Source organism: Brucella pecoris, from assembly GCF_006376675.1.
Classification (GTDB): Bacteria; Pseudomonadota; Alphaproteobacteria; order Rhizobiales; family Rhizobiaceae; genus Brucella; species Brucella pecoris.
This window is the reverse complement of the sequence record NZ_VEWK01000012.1, coordinates 72,005-95,145: the sequence shown is the minus strand read 5'-3', so window position 1 is coordinate 95,145 and position 23,141 is coordinate 72,005. Positions and strand designations below refer to the sequence as shown.

Sequence of the window (23,141 nt, the reverse complement as noted above, 5' to 3'; positions counted from 1 at the left end):
AAGCCGTTATTTTATTTACGCTTTTTGCATGCGCATTGCATCCAGCAGCTCCTTTGCCCGGTCCACCCGGACATCGTGATTGGCTGCAAGTGTTGCAGCTACATGTTCGATTTCGTCGCCCACCGCTCCGGCAACAATGGCGATATTGCGTGCGTGAAGTGCCATGTGACCACGCTGTATTCCCTCTGTCGCAAGCGCTCGTAGAGCTGCCATGTTTTGAGCCAGCCCAACTGCGGTCGTGACTTCCGCCAACTCCTGTGCGGATGTCACCCCAAGAATATGCAATGCAGCCTGAGCCGAAGGATGGGTTTTGGTTGCTCCCCCAACAATGCCGAGGGCCATTGGCAATTCCAACGTTCCGACGAGGTGGTTCTCGTTATCAATTTCCCATCGGGTGAGTGAGGTGTAACGACCGCTGCGCGCAGCAAACGCATGAGCACCGGCCTCAATCGCACGCCAGTCATTGCCAGTGGCCACAACCACGGGATCAATCCCGTTCATAATACCCTTGTTATGGGTGGCAGCCCGATATGGGTCGACAACAGCAAAAGCACAGGCCTCCACAATACCCTGCGCGATACGCGCACCATCATATTGATCTGTCTTGAGCACTTCTGGCGAGAGCCGCACGGTAGCACGCGCCAGACGAAGGTCCGCAAAATTTGAAAGAATACGCAGGCGCACCACACCGCCTGAAATTTTTTCGATAAGCGGCGCCACTGTTTCGGCCATGGTGTTGACGGTATTCGCCCCCATAGCATCGCGGACATCGACAATGAGGTGAGCCGCAAGCATAGGACCAACCAGCGTATCGTCGAAGATATGAACCTCGATATCGCGACATCCACCACCAAGCGAGACCAGCACTTTGTCGCGTGCATTGGCAGCAGCCATAATTGCGCCGCGCTCGCGTAGAATGCGCGCCCGGGCCCCATGCGGGTCCGTCACATTGATGACCTGAATCTGCGCACGCATAACCGGTCCGCTGCTAGAGGTTAAAAAACCACCACCAACCCGTGCAAGCCTTGCCATGTAAGATGCAGCAGCCACAACCGATGGCTCTTCAACCGCCATCGGAATAAGGTAATCTTTGCCGTTAATCGTGAAATTCGTGGCAATACCAATCGGCAGTTCGAATGTTCCGATAACATTCTCAATCATTCCATTTGCAAGTGAGAGCGGTAATGCACCTGGCTCAAAAGCCTTCTGCCGCGCAGTTTCGAAACCTGTAGCCTCCGCAACACGCGCCATGCGCTCCTGTGGTGTCAGGTTGCGCAAGTTCTCAAGACGGGAACTGATCTGATGTATTTCGCTACTCTGCATGTCGGCCAATGCCGCCTCCCATGTATTCTTCCTCTTGATCAGGAAACGACGTTATTGGTATGGTTGAACAGGTACAGATAATTATAATTGTTACCAAACTGTACCCATACGAGAGGCAAGCCATTGACGAGCTTTAACAATGTGCCAGAGCAGTCCGGAACACTTACAGATCGATTGTTCGCGCAGTTGAGCAGCGAAATTGCTCGCGGACAGCGCCCGGCCGGAAGCCGCATGATGTCGATCCGCAAAGCAGCCGAACGATATGACGTTTCCAAGAATACCATTATTGAGGTGTATGATCGGCTTGTCGCAGCGGGCTTTGCCGTTGCCCGACCGGGCTCGGGATTCGTGGTCTGCGTGCCGCAGGATCTGCAGCGCAACAGCCGCCCGCGTCATGTGGCAGAGGCCGTCGATATTGCATCGCTTCTCAGCGCTCAGCTTGATGAAAGCTTTTCGATCCGTGTCGGCGATGGCCGCCCCCCAGCGTCCTGGGCTGAAGAGTCGGAGATCAAACGTCATCTGGGTGTTTCCGGCCTCACTTATACCGCCGGCACCGATGCTTACGGCTCCGCACTTGGTTTCCCACCGCTTCGGCAGGAAATCTGCAAAAGGTTGACCTCACAGCATCTCAACACACCGCAAGAGCAGGTTTTGCTGACATTTGGCGCCAATCACGCGCTAGACCTCATTGTTCGGGCCTTTCTCTCGCCAGGAGACGTCGTACTCGTTGACGAGCCAGGCTACTATCCGCTCTTTGCAAAGCTGAAACTGGCGCAGATACGGATGGTTGGCGTACGCAGAACAGCTGAAGGGCCAGATGTCGCCGATTTCATCGCGAAAGCTGCGTCTGAACGTCCGCGATTGTTCTTCACCCAATCGATTGGCCACAATCCGACAGGCAGCTCGACCAGCTTGCCTGTCGCCCATGCCTTACTAAATGCTGCAACTCAACACGACATTACAATTATCGAAGACGATCCCTTTTCAGACCTCGCTCCGAGCGTCCCAAGCCGGCTGGTAACGCTCGACCAGCTCAACCGCGTCATGTCAATCGGCACATTCTCGAAGACGCTTTCTGCCAGTCTGCGCAGCGGCTATATCGTCGGTAACGCCGAGCAGATTAATGCACTCACCGAGCTTAAGATGCTCACAAGTGTCAACAGTTCCGGTCATATCGAACGACTGATACACAGGCTGCTTGTCGAAGGACACTACGACAGACATCTCAAGCGCCTGTCAAATCGCATAGATGCAGCCGCAGACCGCTCGATTCGGCAGCTTACAATGCAGGGATATCGCGTTTTTTCAGACAACGGCGGCGGATACTACCTCTATCTTCTGCTTCCTCCGCATATTGACGACATCGAACTGGCGAAACGAGGCGCAAAGGAAGGTATATTTATCGCGCCCGGAAGCGTCTTCTGTCTGGATAAGAACAACGTGGCACGCCGGGGAATTCGGTTGAATGTTGCCCATGCCGACAATGAGGCGTTTTACGGTTTCCTTGCGCGACACCTGAACTGAAAAACAATATCAGAGCGTGGGCTCTACCTTTTTCGATTTCACAACCGGATTGCCCACCGATGCGGGGGCTTCCTCGATGCCTTCGGCTTCTCTCATTCGCAACATCCAGTATTTGAGTTTCGCATCGCTCAAGCAGCCGATAATGTGCTCGAAGGTTTCAGAGTTTTCATCCTGACCAAGCTTGAAACGTGCCGACACCGAAATGATCCGCGCTCTGAACCCAATGACCGCCGCCTTGAGCTTCTCATAGCGCTCGCCCAACTGATCGACAGACCATGGCGACTGCTGATCCTTTTCCATGTGAGCGACGGTGCATCGAAGAGCTTCATCGGTCAACTGATCATCCGTGCTGATATCTGCGATTATCTTGACGGTGATAAAATTCCAGGTTGGCGCCCAGTTTGATCTTCCGGCCATCGCTGGAGAAATATAACCGGCAGGTCCGCGGAAAATGAATACTGCCCGCGATTGTGCTTCATTAGTGCTGGCCAAATCCGAGCGACGCGGCAAATGCCCCAACAGGCTAACGTGCTTCCCCGATGCATCCGTTTCCAGCAAAACGGGCATATCAAGCGTCAAAGGATCTTCAACTAACCCCAGAATACTGGCCATCGGATAGGCATTGATGACATCCGATACATCCTGATCCGACCAGGTAATGAACTTATCACTCATTTTATTCCTTCATCATCCCTTCAACCGTGAGGCGATTAAAGCGGTATAAAGACAGCCGTTTAGCATATTAACAGATTAACCTAGTATATTGCGAGCCACGCGGGCAAATATGCCTGCGCCAATCGGTATGAGTTCATCCGGAAAATCATAATCGGGGCTATGAAGGGCCTGCGCTTCGTATCCCGCGCCGAGAAAGAACATTGCCGACGGGCCAACAGAACGGAACCGCCCAAAATCCTCTGATCCACGCATTGGTAAATCACCCGACCCGAAAGCCACGCCTTCATCAGCCATAGCAGTCGTCAAATGTTCAACAGTTTCAGGGCTGTTTTCGCAATGCTGAAAGACATCATGATAGTCTATCGCAACATCAAGACCTTCCTCATGCGCAAGCTCATGAACGAGCGTTTCGACATCGGCTTGCAGCACGTCCATGCGGTTGTCAGTCAAGGTGCGTAAAGTGGCCCAGATTTCGGCTGACCCCGGTGCCACTCCAAAGGTTGGCTCGCCCAGCGAGGCATGTGTCACGGTAATCATTGCAAATGAAGCACCAATCTCCTGACCGGACTCTGGTAGACCTTCTGAAAAGGCTAAAAGTTCAGGCATCAGGCGTGCCATAGCAGCCATAGGGGACTTGCCCGTTTCGGGCGTCGAAGCATGTGCCGTACGCCCCGTCAAACGAAGCCGGAGACCGCGCGACGCACAATTGACCGGACCGGTTTTCAACACGCAATAACCAAGTTCATAACCCGGCATATTATGCAGTGAAAAAGACAGATCAGGCCGTATTTCCTCAAACGCTGGATCTTCAAGGACTGCCAATGCACCCGCCCCGGTTTCCTCAGCTGGCTGAAACAGCAAAACAGCCCTTCCCTTTACCGGGCGATTTCGCGAAAGAACGCGTGCAAATGCGGCCATTGTAGCCATATGGCCGTCATGACCGCACATATGTCCCTTACCCGGAATAAGCGATGCGTAGGCGACACCGCCTGTTTCGGCAATCGGCAAGGCATCCAGTTCGCAACGGAACAGAACTGTTGGACCAGCTTCACGGCCTTCGAAAACAACAGCCACGCCGGTTCTACCGAGAGCGGTCACAATGCGATCCGGCTTTAAAGGTGCGAGAAATGAGACAAAACGTTGCGCTGTCTCATACTCATGCCCAGAAACCTCCGGATTGCGATGCAACTCATGCCGAAATGCAACCAGCTCCTGAAATTCCAACTCGGAGAACAATGGCTGCTCCACTTTGCTCGTCAACGTGCACTTCCTTCCTCTTGGCTTTTTAGAACCATCGCCACGAAACGAGCGCCATCGGCAATCGCCTCACGCGCCAGGCCCGACATGGACATCGCTTCCAGGAAAGAATGCGTTGCGCCCCGATAGATCTTGTAGTCAGGCTGCGCGCCAGCATCCTGTAACTTGGCAACCATCGCATAGCTGTTATCGGCGATTATATCGCGATCTGGAATAACAAAAAATGTTGGCGGAAGATCATGGACCCGCGCCTTGAGCGAATAGATTTCGGGACTTACCAGATCCTCGACCGAACGCGTATAATTCGCATAATAATAGTTGATCTCTTCACGATCCATGACCGAGCCGGGACCACCATGCAATGCTTCTGCTTCATCTGAACACTCAGTCGCAAAGCCTGCATAATTGAAGAGAACGCCTTTGAGGAATTCTCCCTCGCCATTTTCCCGCAAACGGATTGCAACCGCCATGCTGATATTGCCACCAGCGGAATCTCCGCCGATAGCCACCCGGTCGAGAGCAATGCCGATATCTGCTGTCTTCAGCCAATGCAACGTATCTTCAACCTGATCGATAGCCACAGGATATTTGTGTTCCGGCGACAGATAATAGTCCAACCCAAGAACCTTGACCCTCGCGGCTGCAGCATATTCGCGCATCAGCCGGTCATGGGTGTCGATGCTGAACAGTGTGAAGCCACCGCCATGGAGATAGACCAACAACGGCGCTTCATCACCAACGCCGGGATTGTAGAGCCGCGCCCGCATCGCGCCATGTCGCGTCGGGATAGACAAATCGCGTATATCAGCGATGTCAGGACCACCTCGGCGGAACGGTTCGCGAACAATTTCCGCAATTTTACGCGCTTCCGCCGTGGATACGGATAACAGTGATGGGTGCTTGGCCCAACTTTCGCGCATCTTCGCCAGAAAGAGCCCGATCTCCTCATCGATAGGGGAGAGCTCGTGTTCGGGTTGCGCAGCCAGAATAGTTTTGTTCACCGGAATGTCCCTATCATTTGTCTTGACGGGAGGATCTTAGCAATTATTTGACTTGTGCCGCTCACCCTGCCGGGTCTTTTATTCTCTCATTCAGGCCGTTATCGAGCGTCGCGACAAATTCTGCGCAGCACGATAGTGGCTGGGTGGAAAACCAAAGGAACGATGAAAAACCGAAGTGAAAGCCGACACGCTTTCATAACCGGTACTAAAGGCAACAGACGTGATGGAATGGCCCGCATGCAACAGTGAAACTGCATGCATCAGCCTCACCTGCAGTCGCCAGGTCGCCATGCCCATACCAGTTTCGTTCTTGAAGATACGGGTGAAGGTCCGGCGCCCCATGTTGGCGAGGGAAGCCCAATGGTCGATATCGCTCTGATCGCCTGGATTTTCAATCAGCTTGTTGCACACACGCAAGATACGATTATCACGTGGCATAGGTATGTGAATATTCATTGTCGGCATTCTCGGTATTTCGTCGAGAAGCAAACGCACAATCCGACCCTCTCGACCAGCTTCATCATAAGCGAAGTTGAAAGTTACGATTTCTCCGATCAGCGCACATATGAGGTCGGACACCTCGAATACGCGGCACTTTTCAGGCAGATTGTCGAGTGTCGGATCAATGTAGACGACGTGAAATCTGACGTTTTCCTTGCAACTGGTCTGGTGGCGCACACCCGATGGTATCCAGATTGCGCGATTGGGAGGGAGAATATAGCTCGCGTCTTCTGTTGTGATGCACAGCACACCAGATATAGAGAAACTGAGCTGTGCGCGTTCATGGCTATGAAACGGATCGACATAACCAGCCGGGTACTCATCCGACAATGTGACGACGGGTCGGATCGTGAGTGGATAATCTGCGCTGCGTTTCATGGTAGCTCCCAGCGGAACATGGTTCTTCCGCCACCTTGTCGATTGTGACGACCAATCAGCCAAATTCAAGTAGTTCAGACCATAATTGCCTCAAATTGGCCAAATCAATCAACTTTCAGTCCTGCACGAGACAAACTTTTTCTAGCGCTGCTGCTAATCTCCAGATGCTCGGATCGTGTGAACGTTGAGATACGAAACCGAACCAATGTAACTATCAAAAAGGGGAGCGGCATGAAAACCACCAGAGTAATTTCTGGGGCGCTGTTTATTGCGTCCGCAATTCTGTTATCTTCGACCGGCATGGCATCTGCCAATGAAATCACAAAATGTATATTGTCCGGAAAGAAGGGCGATATCTCGATAACGCCGGCTAATCCAGGCGTAATTACAGCGGAGATAGCACTCCCCAACCCGGGTTGGCTAAATGGCGATACCCCCGATCAAATCGTTGACGGGTTTGAATACTGTCTTGCGGCGAATATCGCTCACCGTGCTGGCTTTGATGAGGTGAAACTCGTCGTCTCATCGGTTCCCGCGATGATTGCCAACAATAACCAGAAGAAAGATCTGGGGATGGCGACACTATCGATCACCGATGAGCGCAAGAAGGTTATCGACTTCTCATCGCCTTATTTTTCCTCCGATATCGGCGTTCTTGTGAAGACAGGAAAAAAAATTGATGCCTCAGCAATGAAGACGTTCCGCATTGGTGTTCTGCAAGGGACCACCGGCGCAAGCTTCGTCACTGATCACATAGAACCGTCAGACATTCGCGTTTATTCCGAAAATCCTGCAATGTTCGCAGCACTTATGGCCGGACAGATTGATGCTGCTGTTACCGACACCGCAATTTTGATGGCGCAGGCAGCCAAGTCGAACGGCGCGCTGGAAATTGCTGGACAATATGAAACGGGTGAATCCTACGGTGCAATCCTGCCGAAAAACTCGCCCAACAAACAAGCCATTGACAAGGTGATTGATGACATGCGCACCGATGGCACGCTGAAGAAAATGGCATCGACTTATCTATCCGGCGTCTGGGGCGCTGACCCAACCACAATACCTTACCTTCAGCCATAACCGTTGGAGGGAGTGGCATGACTTCGATTTCTTCAAGTGGACCGGCCCTATCTTCCCAAAACAGCAAACGTTCCTTTGGCGCAGGTGCTGCGCCAAAGGACGTTCGCGGTTGGATGGCCACGGCGGTAATATGTTTCTTTCTGGTTGCAAGCGGGCTGTGGCTCACCTCTCGGCAAGCCTATCAGGAAGCCATGTTGCTTGATGTGCCGCCAGTACTGGCCAGCGCCATACCGATGATTGCACTCATTTGCATATTGTTGCTTTGCTGGCCGACCCTGCAAACCATACTGAAAACGCAGGACGCACGAAGAGCGGTTGAAGCTCACCAGCTTATCGAGGCGCGCGTTGCAACCGCCAAAGCCCTGGATTACGCGCACTTTACAATCGGCTTTTGTGTATTGGCAACGGTTATCGTGGCGCTTGCGCAGTTTCTGCTGACCAATGATCTTGCCGTCAGCAAGACCTTCCTGTCACCCGCGCTCGTGTGGCAATCGTTTCCCCTGATACTCAAGGCATTCTGGGTCAACATTTACATCTTTCTGATTGCCGAAATCTGCGTTCTCGTATGGGGCCTAGTTGTTGCCATTGCACGGCTTGTTCCGGGCAAGACCGGCGCTCCCATCAGAGCGCTCGCCATTCTTTACACGGATGTCTTTCGCGGGATGCCGGCCATCATAACCATATATCTGGTTGGATTTGGGTTTCCACTGAGAGGGCTACCGATACTAAGCGGCCTATCGGTCGAAACTTACGCCATCATTGCGCTGACCTTGACCTATGGCGCCTATGTTGCTGAGGTTTATCGCTCCGGTATCGAAGGCATTCACTGGAGCCAGGTTGCGGCAGCACGATCGCTGGGCCTATCCTATGTGCAGACTATGCGTCACGTCATCATCCCACAGGCAGTTCGACGCATTGTGCCGCCCTTGCTCAATGATTTCATTGGATTGCAGAAGGACACGGCGCTCGTCAACATCATCGGATCTGTCGACGCCTTCAACCAGGCAAAAATCCTCTCAAGCAATCACTTCAACCTGTCACCGGTCTCTGTCGTGGCTTTCATTTTCATCCTGATTACCATTCCACAAGCGCGTTTTGTTGATCGGATCTTGGAGCGAGACCAGCGCCGGAGGCGCGCCGCATAAGGTTTTTTGCAATGGCTATGATAGAAGTAAAGAATATTTCCAAAAGCTATGGTGATTTCAAGGTTTTCGACGGGTTGAACCTGGAAGTCGAAGAGCATCAGGTCGTTTGCCTTATCGGCGCTTCAGGCTGCGGAAAATCGACACTGCTTCGATGCATGAATGGTTTGGAAACCATCGACACCGGCGAAATCCGCATTCACGATGATCGTATCACCGGACCGGGTGTCGATGTAGACGCCCTGCGCCGTGACGTTGGCATCGTCTTTCAAAGCTACAATCTGTTTCCGCACATGACGGTAGTTGAAAATATCATTCTGGCGCCTTGTAAAGTGCTGGGTCACAGCAGGACGGATGCGACAGCAATTGCCCTGCCGTTGCTTGAAAGGATCGGACTGGCGCATAAGGCAGATGCTTATCCGGACCGTCTTTCTGGCGGGCAACAACAGCGCGTTGCAATCATACGCGCACTTGCAATGAGCCCGATGATCCTGCTGCTGGATGAAATCACCTCTGCACTCGACCCTGAACTCGTCTCAGAAGTGCTCAATATTGTCCGGGACCTGGCCGCAGATGGCATGACAATGCTGCTTGCAACCCATGAAATGGGATTTGCTCGGGAGGTTTCCAGCAAGATCTGCTTTCTCGCAGAAGGCCGCGTTTATGAGGAAGGTACGCCGGAGCAGATTTTCGCAAACCCAAACGGTGAACGCACCGCTGCATTCCTACAACGGATCGTAGAAGCTGGAAGAATATGATACTTGCGGGTTTGAGTACGAAAAGGAAAAAACGAAATTTCGGAAATGCTTATTTGTAGCCATTTTCTCATCTAACGGTGATACCGAGTTATTAATATCCTCGGCATCACATTCCCCGTCACGGGCTTCGGGAGTATTGTGGCCAATTTCAAAGTCACGTCCGTGTCGCAATGTTTAGTGACCTGCACAGGATTTCTTTCCAATCCGCGATGCATAGAACTCGCCTACGATTCCCTTACGGAAGAGGAGGACGCATGCCATGAAGATGAGGCCCGTCACGATCGTGACCGGGAAATCGGATGTTGCGAGATAGTTCTGCAGCGCGACGACGAAGGCGGCACCGACGATGGGACCGATGAGGGTTCCGATGCCGCCCAGAAGCGTCATCAGGATGACCTCGCCCGACATCTGCCAGCCGACATCGGTCAGCGTTGCAAACTGGAAGACAAGCGCCTTCAGTCCGCCTGCGAGACCTGCAAGTCCCGCCGACATGACAAAGGCTGCAAGCTTGTAGCGGTTGACGGAATAGCCGAGCGAGACGGCGCGGTTTTCATTCTCGCGCACCGACTTCAGGATCATGCCGAAGGGCGAGTTGATGATGCGCCAGATGACGAAGACACCCAGCACGAACACGGCCAGCACGAAATAATACATGTTCATCGGCTGGTTGAGATCGATGATGCCGAAGAGAAACCCACGCGGCACACCCTGCAATCCGTCTTCGCCATGGGTGAAAGCGGTCTGCAGGCAGAAGAAGAAGAACATCTGCGCCAATGCCAGCGTAATCATCGTCGAATAGATGCCCTGACGGCGAATGGCGAGATAGCCGATGACGAGGCCAAGCGCTGCTGCGGCGAGAACGCCGAGCACCAACCCCAGTTCCGGTGTCACACCCCAGACTTTCACGGTATGGGCCGTGATATAGGCCGCGCCGCCAAAGAAGGCCGCATGGCCGAAGGAGAGAATGCCTGTATAGCCAAGCAGGAGGTTGAAGGCGGATGCAAACAGCGCAAAGCACAGCATCTTCATCAGGAAGATGGGGTACACCATGAAGGGTGCCGCCAGCAGCCCGACGAGGGCAATGCCGAGGATGATGGCGGAGAGACTGTTGACGGCGGGCGCCCTGCTGTCGCGCGGGGCTGCGGTTGCCTTGGGAGTAGCCTTGAGAGCGGTATCAGCCATATCAGGCCTCCTTCCCGAACAGTCCGGCGGGTCGAACCAGAAGGACGATAGCCATGATGACGAAGATGACGATGCTGGAGGCTTCCGGATAGAAGACCTTGGTAAGACCTTCCGCGAGCCCCAGAACATAGCCGGTGATGATGGCGCCGAGGATCGACCCCATGCCGCCGACCACCACCACGGCGAAGACCACGATGATGATGTTGGAGCCCATCAGCGGGCTGACCTGATAGATCGGCGCGGCCATGATGCCGGCAACACCGGCAAGGGCAGCACCCAGCGCATAGGTGAAGGTCAAAAGCAGCGGCACATTGATGCCGAAGGCCTTCACCAGCGTCGGGTTTTCCGTCGCGGCCCGCAGATAGGCGCCAAGCTTGGTCTTTTCGATCAGGAGCCAGGTGCCGAGACAGACGAACAGCGAGGCAACAACCACCCAGGCGCGATAGTTCGGCAGGAACATGAAGCCGAGATTATGCCCGCCTGCCAGTGACGGCGGCACCGCATAGGGCTGTCCGGCCGCGCCGTAATAATAGCGGAACGTGCCTTCGATCACGAGCGCCAGGCCGAAGGTGAAGAGCAGGCCATAGAGCGGATCGAGATTATAAAGCCGTGACAGCGCCACGCGCTCGACGATCGCCCCGCCGAGACCGACGATGATCGGAGCCAGAACAAGGGCTGGCCAATAGCCGATGCCAAGCCAGCTCAACAGCAGATAGCCGACAAAAGCGCCCAGCATATATTGTGCGCCATGGGCAAAGTTGATGATGCGCAACAGCCCGAAGATGATGGCAAGGCCAAGGCTCAGCATGGCGTAGAACGAGCCATTGATGAGGCCAACCAGCAACTGCCCGAGAAGCGCCTGCAGGGGAATACCGAAGATCATTGTCATGTCAGACTCCCAAGGCTTCGTTGAGCGCTGCCATGCGGTCGGGCAGCTCGGCGGTCGGGAAGTTCTCCGTCACCACGCCATGATCCATGAGATAGAAGCGGTCTGCGACCTTGGCGGCAAAACGGAAATTCTGCTCGACCAGAAGCACGGTCATGCCGCGTTTCTTCAGCTCCACCAGCACATCGCCGATGCGCTGCACGATGACGGGCGCAAGACCTTCGGTCGGCTCGTCGAGCAGCAGCACCTTGACCCCGGTGCGCAGGATGCGTGCAATCGCCAGCATCTGCTGTTCGCCACCCGACAGCTTGGTGCCGGGGCTGTTGCGGCGCTCATGCAGGTTGGGAAAGAGTTCGTAGATCTCATCCAGGGACATGAGGCTCTGACTGCCCCCCCGATCGTCCTTGGCGACGACGGGCGGCAGAAGCAGGTTTTCATGCACGCTCAAGGTGGCGAAGATGCCGCGCTCCTCGGGCACAAAGCCGAGGCCTGCATAGGCGATGCGGTGCAGCGGCACACGCATGATGTCCCTGCCTTCGAGCGTGATGGTGCCGGTGCGCTTGCGGATGATGCCCATGATGGCGCGCAGCGTCGTCGTCTTGCCGACGCCATTGCGGCCCAGAAGCGTGATCGTTTCGCCGGGCCAGATGTCGAGGTCGACGCCATGCAGGGCATGGCTTTCGCCATACCAGGCATTGAGCCCGCGCACGGACAGGAGCGGTTGGCCTCTATTCATGTTCGGTTCCCATATAGGCGGTGCGCACGCGCTCGTCCTTCGAGACGGTGGCATAATCGCCGGAGGCGAGAATTTCGCCGCGCTGCAGCACCGTGACGTGGTGGGCAATGTCGGCCACCACCTTGAGATTGTGTTCGACCATCAAGACCGCGCGATCCTTCGCCACGTCGGCAATGAGGGCGGCAATGGTGTGGACGTCTTCATGGCCCATGCCGGCCATCGGCTCGTCGAGCAGCAGCACCTTCGGATCGAGCGCCAGCGTGGTGGCGATTTCGAGAGCGCGCTTGCGGCCATAGGAGAGATCGGCGGCCAGCGCATGGCGGGCATCGGCCAGACCGACACGCTCCAGAAGCGCAACGGCCTGTGCATCGAGCTGGTCAAGCGCTGACAGCGAGCGCCAGAACTGCGTGGCAAGCCCGTTGGGGCGCTGCAGCGCAACCTTGACGTTTTCCAGCACCGTCAGATGCGGGAAGGTGGCTGAAATCTGGAATGAGCGCACCAGCCCCATGCGGGCCACTTTGGCCGGATCGGTTTTGGTGATGGTTTCGCCCAGAAGCGTGATCTCGCCACTCGAAGGCTGCAAGAATTTGGTCAAGAGGTTGAAAACGGTGGTCTTGCCGGCGCCGTTCGGGCCGATCAGCGCATGAACGCGGGCATGTTCCACATCGAGATCGACATTCTTGACCGCGTGAAAGCCGCCAAAAGACTTGCCCAGTTCGCGCGCCGACAGAACGCTGCAGGAAGGTCTCTGTTTCACAGCAATAGACGTGATCATTGCATTTTCCATCAACTTTCGAGATCAACTCGACGTTGGGCTCACGATGCCTCATTTGAAAGAATAGCGCATCGAAGGCCACACTACCCCGCGCCCCTTGATGAAAGCACACCTTCTAAGCCGGTACCATCTATCATTTGACCAGTTGACACCCGCCCTCCTCGATAGAACGGAAAGCCGTGTCGCCAGGTAGAACCTTGACGATTTTGTAATAGTCATAGGATTTGCTGGATTCTTCAGGCTTTTTCACCTGCACAAGCAGCATATCGTGCAAGACGCGCCCATCTTCGCGCAGGAAAGTCTTACCGAATAGTGGGTCTTCAAAAGTTTCCCGCTGGCGCATCGCACGTACGACAGCCGCCCCATCTTCCGGTGAGCCCACCTTTACCACCGCATCTAGATAAGCAAGCGTAGCGGAATAGGCGCCAGCCTGATTCATGGTCGGCTTGCGTCCATGATTCAGAGCTGCGAAGCGTTCGGCGAAGGCGCGTGTCTGGTCGTTGCGATCCCAATAAAAGCCGGTCGTCAGCAACAATCCCTGGGCTGTTTCCAGACCCGTGGAATGGATGTCCGACAGAAACATCAGCATTCCGGCAAAGGTCTGGTTCCCACCGATCATGCCAAACTCTCTGGCCTGTTTCAGCGCGTTGATGGCATCCCCGCCTGTATTGGCCAGTGCGATGATGTCCGCTCCGCTCCCTTGCGCTTGAAGCAGATATGAAGAAAAGTCCACTGCATCGGTCGGGTGACGCACAGAACCAAGTACCTTACCGCCACTCGCCTTTACAACGTCCGACGCATCGCGCTCGAGCGAATGACCGAGTGCGAAATCGACGGTAAGGAAGTACCAATTCTTCTTCCCTTCCTGTGTCAGCGCGTCAGCAGTGCCGTGAGCGAGCGCCCATGTGTCATAGGTCCAATGAACCGAGTTCGGTGTGCACGCCGTCCCCGTAAGATCAGACGTGCCTGAAGCGGTCAACAGGACAACCTTGTTCTTGTCACGTGCAAGAGGAGCCAGAGCCAGCGAAATGGCGCTTGTCGGCATGTCCACCAATGCATGGACGCCGTCTGTATCGAACCACTTGCGTGCAATTGCCGATGAGATGTCAGACTTGTTCTGTGCGTCAGCCGAAACAACCTCGACTTTAAAGCCCTGTGCTTCCGGCTTCTTCATGAAGTCTTCGACCGCCATGCGCGTTGCAATGACGGACCCTTCGCCCCCAATATCGGAGAAAATGCCGCTCATATCGGCGAGCACTCCCAGTTTCACGTCAGTCTTCTGCTGTGCCATGGCAATATTCTGCAGGCTGACCGCTGCCGCAAGCGCACAGAGTCCGATCACGATCGTCTTCATTAGCTCCTCCCAAAGCTCCTGGTGCTGTCCGTCCGCAAGGCTCACCAGAGCGAACCCGACATCTATTTATCCATATATAGAGATTTTATATCCGTGTACATGGATAATTTATCAACTTCACAAAACTGCCCTTGGACACAACTGCATGGGATAATATTCGGGATTTCTGGTTTGCTTTAAGCCTTCACTGTTTTGACCGCCATAAAGCGATGCTGTGCAAAGGCGAACCAGCGCAGCCTCGAAAGATCGGTGGTATACGACTGGTAAAGACGGATATTTTTGTCGATGTACAGTGGTCCGGATTATTCATGGCCCATCAAGGGATTGAAGCGAATCGACATAAGAGGTCACTTCCGGCGGAATTCGACCTTCCCAAAATTGCAAAAATATTGCTGAAACACTTCCGCAGAGGTTTGGGCCTATGTTCCTAGCCCGGTGTGCGTTGGCTCAGATACATCTCTATCAGTTGGTTAAGATGGTCGGCCATTTCTTCCGCACGGTCCTTCATTCGGAATAACGGACCGGCGACCGTAACAGCAAGAATACGCTGATCAATTTTCAGTGGAACGGCGACCCCGCAAAGATCGGGATTATATGCCGAAGCACTTGAGAACCAGCCCCTGTGCAGCGAAGTTCGAATGCTATTTTCGACCGTCTCGATACTCATAGGCGTTCCTTCCCCATAACGTTCAAATACAGTCTTGCGCAGGATCGAATTTCGCTGGGTCTCAGTCATCTGGCAAAGTAGCGCCTGCCCTGTGGCGGTCGCGTAGAGCGGGACGCGGTTACCTGCTTTAGCCGTGTAACGAATAGAGGCCGAGGCTTCGATAACTTCGAGGAACACGGCATGTTGCCCGCTTGGTGCCGCGATCCAGACGGTTTCTCCCGTGCGCTGCGCCAGATCGTGAAGTAACTTCAATAAGACATCAGGCAGCGGTTCAGCCGCGGCTATCTCCTGTGATAAGGCAAGCCAGCGGGAAGTTGGAAAAAAACCTCCGCGTGCCCGCGGTTCGTAGAGGAATCCTCGATCAACGAGCGTCGACAGAAGATTGAACGTGCTCGACCTTGGCCAACCAAAATGTTGCGAGACTTCAGCCAGGGTGGCAGGCTTTTTATATACCGCATAAAATTCAAGTATTTCGAGAACGTTCGCCGCCTGTTTTACCAGCAAGTTAGTCGACTCTCTCGGAGTTTCCGGCACACTCCCTGAATAACTGACGACACCAGCCGGATGGCATCGATACCTTCTTCAGGCTACTTCAGGATAGAGCGCCCGACAATCCATAGTCGTGTGAAAACGATACAGCTGTTTGAAATGAGTCCATTAATCCTGTGAATCAAAAGCATAAGCACCGGGAAAATCATCTCATGCACGGATGATCTCAAATGAGTGACATATTTCTATTCATATATATGGATTATATATACACTATTGTGTATATCGAGTCATAGATATGAACTGGGAGGAAACGTTATGGGACCATTAGACGGGCTGCGCATCCTTGACATGACGACAGTTTTAATGGGCCCTTATGCCACGCAGATTCTGGGGGATTACGGGGCAGACATCATTAAGGTAGAAGCGCCGGAAGGCGATGTGATCCGCCAGATCGGCCCAGCCCAGCACGACGGAATGGGACCGGTTTTCATGAATTCGAACCGGTCGAAACGTTCGATAACACTGGACCTTAAGACATCGGGCGGGCGTAGCGCTCTTTTGCGCTTGTGCACACATGCGGACGTGCTGATTTTTAATGTGCGCCTGAAGGCCATGGAAAGGCTGGGGCTGCTTTATGAAGACGTTGCGGCAGTCAATCCCCATATCATTTATGTAGGCCTTTATGGTTACAATCAGGCGGGCCCTTATGCAGATCGTCCGGCCTATGATGATCTGATACAGGGGGCGTCCACGCTTTCCTATCTTTTTTCGCGCGTCAATGATGGTGAGCCAGGTTATGTTCCCGCTGCAATTTGCGACCGGATTGTTGGTCTTTCCGCGATAAATGCAATTCTGGCGTCAGTCATCGAGCGCAATCGTACAGGTAAAGGACAGCGCGTCGACATTCCCATGTTCGAAACGATGGTGAGCCTTCTGATGAGCGATCATCTTGGCGGTCTCACCTTTGATCCTCCGCTCGATAATGGTGGTTATGCACGGCTTCTGTCTCGCAACCGTCGCCCCTATAAGACAAGTGACGGGCATATTTGCGCACTGGTTTACACTGACGGGCATTGGGAGCGTTTCTTCAGGGCGATCGGGCAGCCGGATATCTCACAAACGGATCCGCACTTTTCGACCTTTGCCTCGCGAATGAAACATATCGATAAAGTTTATGATTGGCTGTCAGAGGTGTTTCTAACCCGCAGCACTGCAGAATGGCTTATTCTTCTCGAAAAAGCGGATGTGCCCATTATGCCGATGCACGATTTCAGGTCCATTCTCGACGACAGGCATTTAGTGGCTACGGGGTTTTTCGAACGCGTAGATCATCCCAGCGAGGGGGTGATACGCTCCATGAATGTGCCGGTTCGCTGGTCACGCACTCCGGCATCGTCCGAAACTCCTGCTCCGCGTCAGGGACAGCATACGATTGAAATCCTGAAAGAAGCCGGTTTCAGCGATAGCGAAGTGGACGATCTTTTCGCCGACGGTGCCGCTATGGCCGAACCGGGATGCCGCCTGATGGCCACCGACTGAATGCCCGCGGAACCGTTCTCATTTCAAATTCAGCATGTCCGGCAAGGAGCGGAACAAGACTATGGCGGGATTATATTTCGAAGATTTTGTTATTGGCCATGAGTTCGCTCATGAGTTGAGCAGAACCGTAACGGAAGCTGACAATATCACCTTCAGCCTGATGACCCTCAATCCGCAGCCCCTGCATATCGACGCCCATTTCGCGGCGCAAACCGAGTGGGGTCAACCGCTGTTCAACAGCCTTCTTACGCTGGGAATCATGATCGGCATGAGCGTTTACGACACTACCTTGGGGACGACCGTCGGCAATCTGGGCATGTCGGACGTCAGCTTCCCGCATCCGGTTTTCCACGGCGATACGTTGCGCAGCCATACGAGGGTCGTGTCCAAACGCGAAAGTCGGTCACGGCCCGATGCCGGGCTCGTGGAGTTCGAACACCGCTGCATTAATCAAGACGCGACCATAGTTGCCGTTTGCCGACGTATAGCCATGATGCGCAAGAAGGATGTCACCTGATGCGTTCTCTGCTCTTCGTACCCGGAAACAGCATTCGTAAATATGAGAAAGCGCGTGGCAGCGATGCGGATGCGCTTATACTCGATCTGGAAGATTCGGTAGCGCAGGAAGCCAAAATAGCTGCACGGCAAACTGTTGGCCATATGTTAAGAACACCGGCGACGCCCCAGAAACGCTTTGTGCGCGTCAATGCGCTGGATACGGGCACGACTCTTGACGACCTCGCCAGTATTCTGCCTCTGGCACCAGACGGGATCGTCCTGCCGAAATGCCGGTCGGGTGCAGATATACACACGTTGTCCCTATGGCTCGATGGTCTGGAAGCTGCAAACGGACAGAGACCGGGCTTCACAAGGATCATTGCTATTGCAACGGAGACGCCGGAATCACTGTTCGGTCTGGGTACCTATCGCGATGCGGGGCCAAGGTTGCTGGGGCTGATGTGGGGTGCCGAAGATCTGGCGGCATGTCTCGGCGCGCACGCCAACAGCCGGGCGGGCATTTATGAAGAACCGTTTCGTCTGGCTCGTAATCTGTGTCTCATGGGCGCTGCCGCGTCCGGCGTCATGGCTATCGACGCGGTTTGTACCGATATACGCAATCTCGATCATGTTGCGGCTGAGGCGGTATCCGCATCCCGGGATGGGTTTTCAGCGAAGGCCATTATTCATCCATCACATATAGAGGTGGTCAATCAGGCCTTTCTGCCGCGAGAAGAGGAAATCGCGCGCGCTCGCCGTATCGTCTCGGCCATTGAAGCTAGCCCAGATAGGGGAACGGTCAACCTTGACGGACAGATGATCGATAGGCCTCATGAAAAAGCTGCCCGCAAGATAGTGGCTGCAGCAGAGCAGTACGGCAAACTCTGAATTTAGCGGGGAACGGAATGAAAGCCGGTACATGCACCGGCTTATACATTTGAGGCCGGAACGGTAAACTTCGTTCCGGCCTCGTTTGTCATTGGGGTGAATGCAACACCGCACTGACGGTTGCAAAGAGGTTGGGTCGTGCCCGGCAGGAACTTTCGTTCGTAAAAAAGCAGAACCCTTTGCAGCTTTTGAGGTCTTGTGGCACCGTTGAGAGAGCTTCGCGCTCGCGTATAAGGGAGACCAGCCTCATGTCTTATACTAGTCGTTTTGTCGGCATCGACATATCAAAATCATCTCTGGATGTCTGCGTTCTGCCCGATGGCCAGATGGCCGCCTATCAAAACACCCCGGCAGGTATTGCTGATTTTCTCACCTTTGTGGTCTCTCTGGAGGGGATCGAAAGGCTGGTCCTTGAGCCGACCGGCGGTTACGAACGCCATGTCGTTGCCGCCTTGCAGGCCGCACGACTGCCCGTTGCCAAGGTCAATGCGAAGCAGGTCCTATAGTTTGCACGTGCCGGTGGCCAGCTCTCCAGGACCGACAGGATCGACGCCTTCATTCTTGCCGATTATGCAATGCGCATGGAAACAGGAATTCTGCTTCAACGCTCCTCCCGGGAACGGGTTTTGGCGGATTTCGTCAGCCGTTACAGACAATTGTCGCACATGATCGTGCAGGAGAAAAATCGCCGGGAGAAGGCGAGCGGGCAAACGAAAGACTGGGTCGAGGAAAGCCTGAATTTCTTGCTCGATCAGCGCCAGACTGTTGTGGACGCAATGACGGCTTGCCTGAAAGCGGATGCGGACCTTGGCCGGAAGGCTGAGGTTTTGATGTCGCTCAAAGGAATCGGCCTGCGAACGGCATGCTTCATTCTGGCCGACCTGCCGGAGCTGGGGCATATGGACAAAGGAAAGATTGCCAAGCTGGTTGGCGTTGCGCCGCTTAATCGCGATAGCGGACTGATGCGCGGCAAACGCATGATTGCAGGCGGTAGAAGACATCTGCGCGACGCGCTTTACGTCGCAGCGCTGCCCGCCATTCGTTTCGATCCGGACATGAAGGCGTTCTTCCAGCGCCTCAAGCAAAAGGGAAAGCCGAGCAAAGTCGCACTCGTCGCCGTCATGCGAAAAATGATCATTATCCTCAACGCGAGAATCCGGGACGCAAACGCAACGGTGCTTGACACCTAACACCGTTGCTTTTTGTATTTTGCAATATTCCGTAAGGCTTTGGACAGTACGCAACACCGACCATATGAGAAGCTCGCGGGGGGAAGCTGTTATCGGCAGGTAAAACCACCGTCGATGGGCAGAGCGACGCCGGTTACGAAAGATGCATCGTCGGAAGCTAGCCACAGGGCCGCATGAGCTACTTCTTCCGCCTTGCAAAGGCGGCCGAGTGGCACAGCGGTCAGCATTTTCGCCAGATTGGCGGCAGCCTCCTCCGGGTCGCCGCGGCGGCTGGTAAAACCGGGCCCCATCGGGGTGTCGGCAAGACCGGGGCATACGACGTTGACGCGAATATTGTCGGGAGCGAAAGTTTGCGCTAAGGATTTGGTCAGGCCGACGACGCCGAATTTTTGAAGGGAATAAATAGGCGCGAACATCGAACCCACCAGTCCTGAAACGGATGCGGTGAAGATCAGCGATCCGCCGCCGCGTTTGCGCATGTGCCCGACGACTTCGCCGGCCGCCAGAACCGCCGATGTCACGTTGAGCGATATGGATCTTTCGTAAGCTTCGAGATCGAGATTTTCGATACCGCCGGGACCGGGCGTTCCTGCATGAGCCCACATGGCGTCTATTCCACCAAGCTTTTCCGCTGCCACGTGCACCGAACTTTTCGCCTCGGCTGTATCAGAAAGGTCCGCGGTGACGGTTTCAAGCTCGTAGCCTTTTGAAACCATCTCATGGCTGAGTTTTTCGAGTGCTTCGGCATTGACATCTATCGCCGCTACCTTCGCGCCCTCGCGCAGGAAAAGCTCCACCCCCGCGCGCCCCATTCCGGAAGCGGCGGCGGTAACCGCCACGAGTTTGTTCGCCAGACGCATATTCATTTCCTCCCGTTGGTATTTCAGTCTGCATAGGCGTCAGGAAAACGCCCCGTTGTGCTGATAACGGTGGTGCGCGTTTCAAGATAGCTATCCAACGCCTCGACTCCGTTTTCTCGTCCCCATCCACTGGCTTTGAAACCGCCATAAGGGGTTGTCCAGCGGATGTAACGATATGTATTGACCCAGACCATGCCGGCGCGGATGCGTGAGGAGACACGGTGCGCGCGACCGATATCATTCGTCCACAGGCCAGCGGTAAGCCCGTATGTGGTATCGTTCGCAATGGCGACGGCTTCTTCTTCACCGTCGAATGGAATGATGGTCGCGACCGGGCCGAAAATTTCTTCGCGCGCGATACGCATGTCATTGTTCGCATTGGCGAAGACCGTAGGCTCGACGAAATAACCGCCGTCCATTCCGTCGCGCTGGATGCGCTGCCCGCCGGTGACCAGCTCCGCGCCGTCATTTTTGCCAATATCGATGAAGGACAAGGTTTTTTCGAGCTGTTCGGCGTTGTTCTGCGGCCCCATATGCGTCGCCTGATCAAGCGGCATGCCCACCCGAACCTTTCCGGCGCGTTGTATGAACGCTTCGACGACCTGATCATAGATGGAGCGCTCCACAAGAACACGGGAGCCAAGCGCGCAGCTTTGTCCCGCTAGCGCCCATGCAGAGCCGGTGGCGGCGTTCAGCGCCTGTTCGAGATTCGCATCCGCGAAGATGATATGTGGCGCCTTGCCACCTAGCTCGAACGAAAAACGTTTGAGCGTATCCGCGCCGGTTTTGAGAATGGCTTTCGCCGTAGCACCTTCGCCGGTGAAGGAAATCTTGTCGACATCGGGATGTGCGGTCAGCCTTTCACCCGCGCCGTTGCGCCCATAACCCGGCACGACATTGACGACCCCGGCCGGAAAGCCAGCTTCATCAAACAGCTTCGCCAGTTCCAGGGCAGTGACCGGCGTTTGCTCCGCCGGTTTGAGGACAACCGTACAACCCGCCGCCAACGCGGGGGCGAGTTTCCAGCAGGAGATCATCAGTGGCGCATTCCAAGGCGTGATCGCGCCGACGACGCCCAAAGGCACACGCGAGGTAAAGGCATGCACGCTGTTGTCCATGGGGATGGTACGTCCGCCGAGCTTGTCGGCTAGGGACGCGAACCAGCGATAGGTGTTATGATGACCACCGACATCCACCCGCGATTCACGGAGTGCGCGGCCAGAATCGCGCGTTTCCAGTTCGGCCAGTTCGGCGGCACGCGATTGATAGAGGTTGGCAAATTTGCACAATAATTCCGCACGTTCTTGCGGTGTCGTTTGACCCCATGCACCTTCGAAGGCTTCACGCGCTGCAGCAACTGCAAGGTCTATATCCTTTACACCGCCATAAGCCACGCGTGCCCATGGCTTGCCCGTTGCCGGATCAATACTTTCCATCATGCCGCCGTCGACAGGTCCAACCCATTCACCACCAATGTAAAGCTTGTCGTAAATGCTTAGAGGCGCCTGTACCTGTCCATCTTCGATTGCGTCTATAATCATAAATATGTACCTTTTGTCCACATAAGTGAACAATAGGCGTAACAAGGAACACATGTCAAACGGAGTCGGAACAGGATTTGCAAAGAATCGTACGAGGCCTTTATCAACCAAAGACAACCATTGAGGATTTGATGATGATTCCACCACGGGGGCTTCGTCGCATTTGGCGTCCGGTTGCCGAACGGAATACTTGTAACAGCTGCAACGCAGGCGGTACGCGTGACCACAGGGTTTTCAGGCTTTGCTTGCCGCTCCTGTTCTTACGCATTACTTGCCCTGAAACAATGCGCTGCGACCAACGGAACCTCATTTCATGGAAATACAAATCGGCAAGTTGGGGGCTAATATTACGAAAGACGCCGGCGAGGGTCCTGCGTACACGAGCATTGAAACCCTCAACTGGATTGACATGCACGGGACCGCGCGCATATTCACGGCTGGAATGATTGACCGTCTCGTGTATGGCAAAGCTTTCACCAATCGCCATAAATGTTTTGGTTTCATCACTCATCAGATGCGAGTGAAGCTCAACCTGTGTTGCGACCACGCCAACGACAGACCTGAAACGGTGGATACACGGACATCGCCAGTAGGAGAACCCGGCATGGTATCGCCTGGTCGCTGCACAATCGCTACGGCAGGCGTCTTTTCCGTCTTCGTCTGCCCTTTGCGGCTTCTTCCTGATGGAGCCTCGTCAGGCCGTTTTCTAGGCTTGCCACCGAGATAGAAATGGTCAATCTCAACCGTGCCGCCGAGCTTGTTTTACCTCCTTCGGGGTTGGCCGAAGAATCGCATGCAAGCGCTACTACAAGCCATTTGCTGTCTTTGGTTTATAAAGGCCTCGTACGTTTAGGTCGAACGAACGATGAACATCATGCGACCCGAAGGCATTGT

Annotated in this window: 20 protein-coding genes and 2 pseudogenes; 8 read left to right on the top strand and 14 right to left on the bottom strand. The window is 54.5% G+C overall.

What is annotated here, in order from left to right; genetic code table 11:
- Positions 1-15: 15 nt before the first annotated feature.
- The gene (locus FIB18_RS19710; protein WP_140022386.1) at positions 16-1,323 is read right to left on the bottom strand and encodes a hydroxymethylglutaryl-CoA reductase, degradative; all 1,308 of its coding nucleotides are present in this window, start codon (positions 1,321-1,323) and stop codon (positions 16-18) included.
- Between the two features lie 141 nt (positions 1,324-1,464).
- On the opposite strand from FIB18_RS19710, the gene FIB18_RS19705 reads away from it, so the two are divergent.
- The gene (locus FIB18_RS19705; RefSeq protein WP_235894933.1) at positions 1,465-2,847 is read left to right on the top strand and encodes an aminotransferase-like domain-containing protein; all 1,383 of its coding nucleotides are present in this window, start codon (positions 1,465-1,467) and stop codon (positions 2,845-2,847) included.
- 9 nt (positions 2,848-2,856) lie between these two features.
- Here the strand turns inward: FIB18_RS19705 and FIB18_RS19700 are convergent, their stop codons facing one another.
- The 4 genes from FIB18_RS19700 to FIB18_RS19685 all read right to left on the bottom strand — a co-directional run bounded on the left by FIB18_RS19700 (position 2,857) and on the right by FIB18_RS19685 (position 6,659).
- Positions 2,857-3,522: an FMN-binding negative transcriptional regulator gene (locus tag FIB18_RS19700; RefSeq protein ID WP_140022312.1), complete on the bottom strand. Its 666-nt coding sequence runs from the start codon at positions 3,520-3,522 to the stop codon at positions 2,857-2,859.
- A 75-nt stretch (positions 3,523-3,597) separates the two neighbouring features.
- Positions 3,598-4,782, bottom strand: a complete 1,185-nt coding sequence (locus FIB18_RS19695) for an amidohydrolase (protein ID WP_235894930.1) — start codon at positions 4,780-4,782, stop codon at positions 3,598-3,600.
- On the bottom strand, positions 4,779-5,780 hold the full coding sequence (locus FIB18_RS19690) for an alpha/beta hydrolase fold domain-containing protein (RefSeq protein WP_140022311.1): 1,002 nt from the start codon (positions 5,778-5,780) through the stop codon (positions 4,779-4,781). Before FIB18_RS19690 ends, FIB18_RS19695 begins: the two co-directional genes overlap by 4 nt.
- Positions 5,781-5,870: 90 nt before the next feature.
- Positions 5,871-6,659 carry an AraC family transcriptional regulator gene (locus FIB18_RS19685; RefSeq protein WP_140022310.1) on the bottom strand — a complete coding sequence of 263 codons (789 nt, stop codon included), beginning with the start codon at positions 6,657-6,659 and terminating at the stop codon, positions 5,871-5,873.
- Positions 6,660-6,890: 231 nt separating this feature from the next.
- Between FIB18_RS19685 and FIB18_RS19680 the strand changes: the two genes are divergently transcribed.
- Genes FIB18_RS19680 through FIB18_RS19670 form a run of 3 tightly spaced genes read left to right on the top strand, consistent with a single transcriptional unit; the run spans position 6,891 to position 9,639 of the window.
- Positions 6,891-7,739 carry an ABC transporter substrate-binding protein gene (locus FIB18_RS19680; RefSeq protein WP_174977458.1) on the top strand — a complete coding sequence of 283 codons (849 nt, stop codon included), beginning with the start codon at positions 6,891-6,893 and terminating at the stop codon, positions 7,737-7,739.
- A 17-nt stretch (positions 7,740-7,756) separates the two neighbouring features.
- Complete coding sequence (locus FIB18_RS19675; RefSeq protein ID WP_235894929.1) at positions 7,757-8,884, top strand: amino acid ABC transporter permease; 1,128 nt, start codon at positions 7,757-7,759, stop codon at positions 8,882-8,884.
- Between the two features lie 11 nt (positions 8,885-8,895).
- Positions 8,896-9,639, top strand: coding sequence for an amino acid ABC transporter ATP-binding protein (locus FIB18_RS19670; RefSeq protein ID WP_140022309.1), 744 nt, complete (start codon positions 8,896-8,898; stop codon positions 9,637-9,639).
- Between the two features lie 174 nt (positions 9,640-9,813).
- Here the strand turns inward: FIB18_RS19670 and FIB18_RS19665 are convergent, their stop codons facing one another.
- The 6 genes from FIB18_RS19665 to FIB18_RS19640 form a co-directional block, all read right to left on the bottom strand.
- Positions 9,814-10,821, bottom strand: a complete 1,008-nt coding sequence (locus FIB18_RS19665; RefSeq protein WP_140022308.1) for a branched-chain amino acid ABC transporter permease — start codon at positions 10,819-10,821, stop codon at positions 9,814-9,816.
- 1 nt (position 10,822) lies between these two features.
- A complete protein-coding gene (locus FIB18_RS19660; protein WP_140022307.1) occupies positions 10,823-11,710 on the bottom strand; it encodes a branched-chain amino acid ABC transporter permease in 888 nt (295 codons plus the stop codon).
- Position 11,711: 1 nt separating this feature from the next.
- Positions 11,712-12,443, bottom strand: a complete 732-nt coding sequence (locus FIB18_RS19655; protein WP_140022306.1) for an ABC transporter ATP-binding protein — start codon at positions 12,441-12,443, stop codon at positions 11,712-11,714.
- Positions 12,436-13,218, bottom strand: coding sequence for an ABC transporter ATP-binding protein (locus tag FIB18_RS19650; RefSeq protein ID WP_140022305.1), 783 nt, complete (start codon positions 13,216-13,218; stop codon positions 12,436-12,438). Before FIB18_RS19650 ends, FIB18_RS19655 begins: the two co-directional genes overlap by 8 nt.
- Before the next feature lie 133 nt (positions 13,219-13,351).
- Positions 13,352-14,572, bottom strand: a complete 1,221-nt coding sequence (locus FIB18_RS19645) for an ABC transporter substrate-binding protein (protein WP_140022304.1) — start codon at positions 14,570-14,572, stop codon at positions 13,352-13,354.
- Positions 14,573-14,999: 427 nt separating this feature from the next.
- The gene (locus tag FIB18_RS19640) at positions 15,000-15,743 is read right to left on the bottom strand and encodes an IclR family transcriptional regulator (protein WP_140022303.1); all 744 of its coding nucleotides are present in this window, start codon (positions 15,741-15,743) and stop codon (positions 15,000-15,002) included.
- Positions 15,744-16,046: 303 nt separating this feature from the next.
- Between FIB18_RS19640 and FIB18_RS19635 the strand changes: the two genes are divergently transcribed.
- The 4 genes and pseudogenes from FIB18_RS19635 to FIB18_RS25530 all read left to right on the top strand — a co-directional run bounded on the left by FIB18_RS19635 (position 16,047) and on the right by FIB18_RS25530 (position 19,846).
- Entirely contained in the window at positions 16,047-17,270 is a 1,224-nt protein-coding gene (locus FIB18_RS19635; RefSeq protein WP_140022302.1) for a CaiB/BaiF CoA transferase family protein, read from the top strand.
- Positions 17,271-17,331: 61 nt separating this feature from the next.
- Positions 17,332-17,787 (top strand): MaoC family dehydratase, encoded by a 456-nt coding sequence (locus FIB18_RS19630; protein WP_140022301.1) that lies wholly within the window; start codon positions 17,332-17,334, stop codon positions 17,785-17,787.
- Complete coding sequence (locus tag FIB18_RS19625) at positions 17,787-18,656, top strand: HpcH/HpaI aldolase/citrate lyase family protein (protein WP_140022300.1); 870 nt, start codon at positions 17,787-17,789, stop codon at positions 18,654-18,656. Before FIB18_RS19630 ends, FIB18_RS19625 begins: the two co-directional genes overlap by 1 nt.
- 248 nt (positions 18,657-18,904) lie before the next feature.
- Positions 18,905-19,846 (top strand): annotated as a pseudogene (locus FIB18_RS25530) (IS110 family RNA-guided transposase).
- An 89-nt stretch (positions 19,847-19,935) separates the two neighbouring features.
- Here the strand turns inward: FIB18_RS25530 and FIB18_RS19610 are convergent.
- From FIB18_RS19610 to FIB18_RS19600, 3 genes and pseudogenes are all read right to left on the bottom strand, one after another.
- Entirely contained in the window at positions 19,936-20,706 is a 771-nt protein-coding gene (locus tag FIB18_RS19610) for an SDR family NAD(P)-dependent oxidoreductase (RefSeq protein WP_140022297.1), read from the bottom strand.
- Positions 20,707-20,729: 23 nt separating this feature from the next.
- Entirely contained in the window at positions 20,730-22,247 is a 1,518-nt protein-coding gene (locus FIB18_RS19605) for an aldehyde dehydrogenase (protein WP_140022296.1), read from the bottom strand.
- A gap of 103 nt (positions 22,248-22,350) precedes the next feature.
- Positions 22,351-23,003 (bottom strand): annotated as a pseudogene (locus FIB18_RS19600) (IS1595 family transposase); the annotation flags it as partial.
- Positions 23,004-23,141 lie beyond the last annotated feature (138 nt).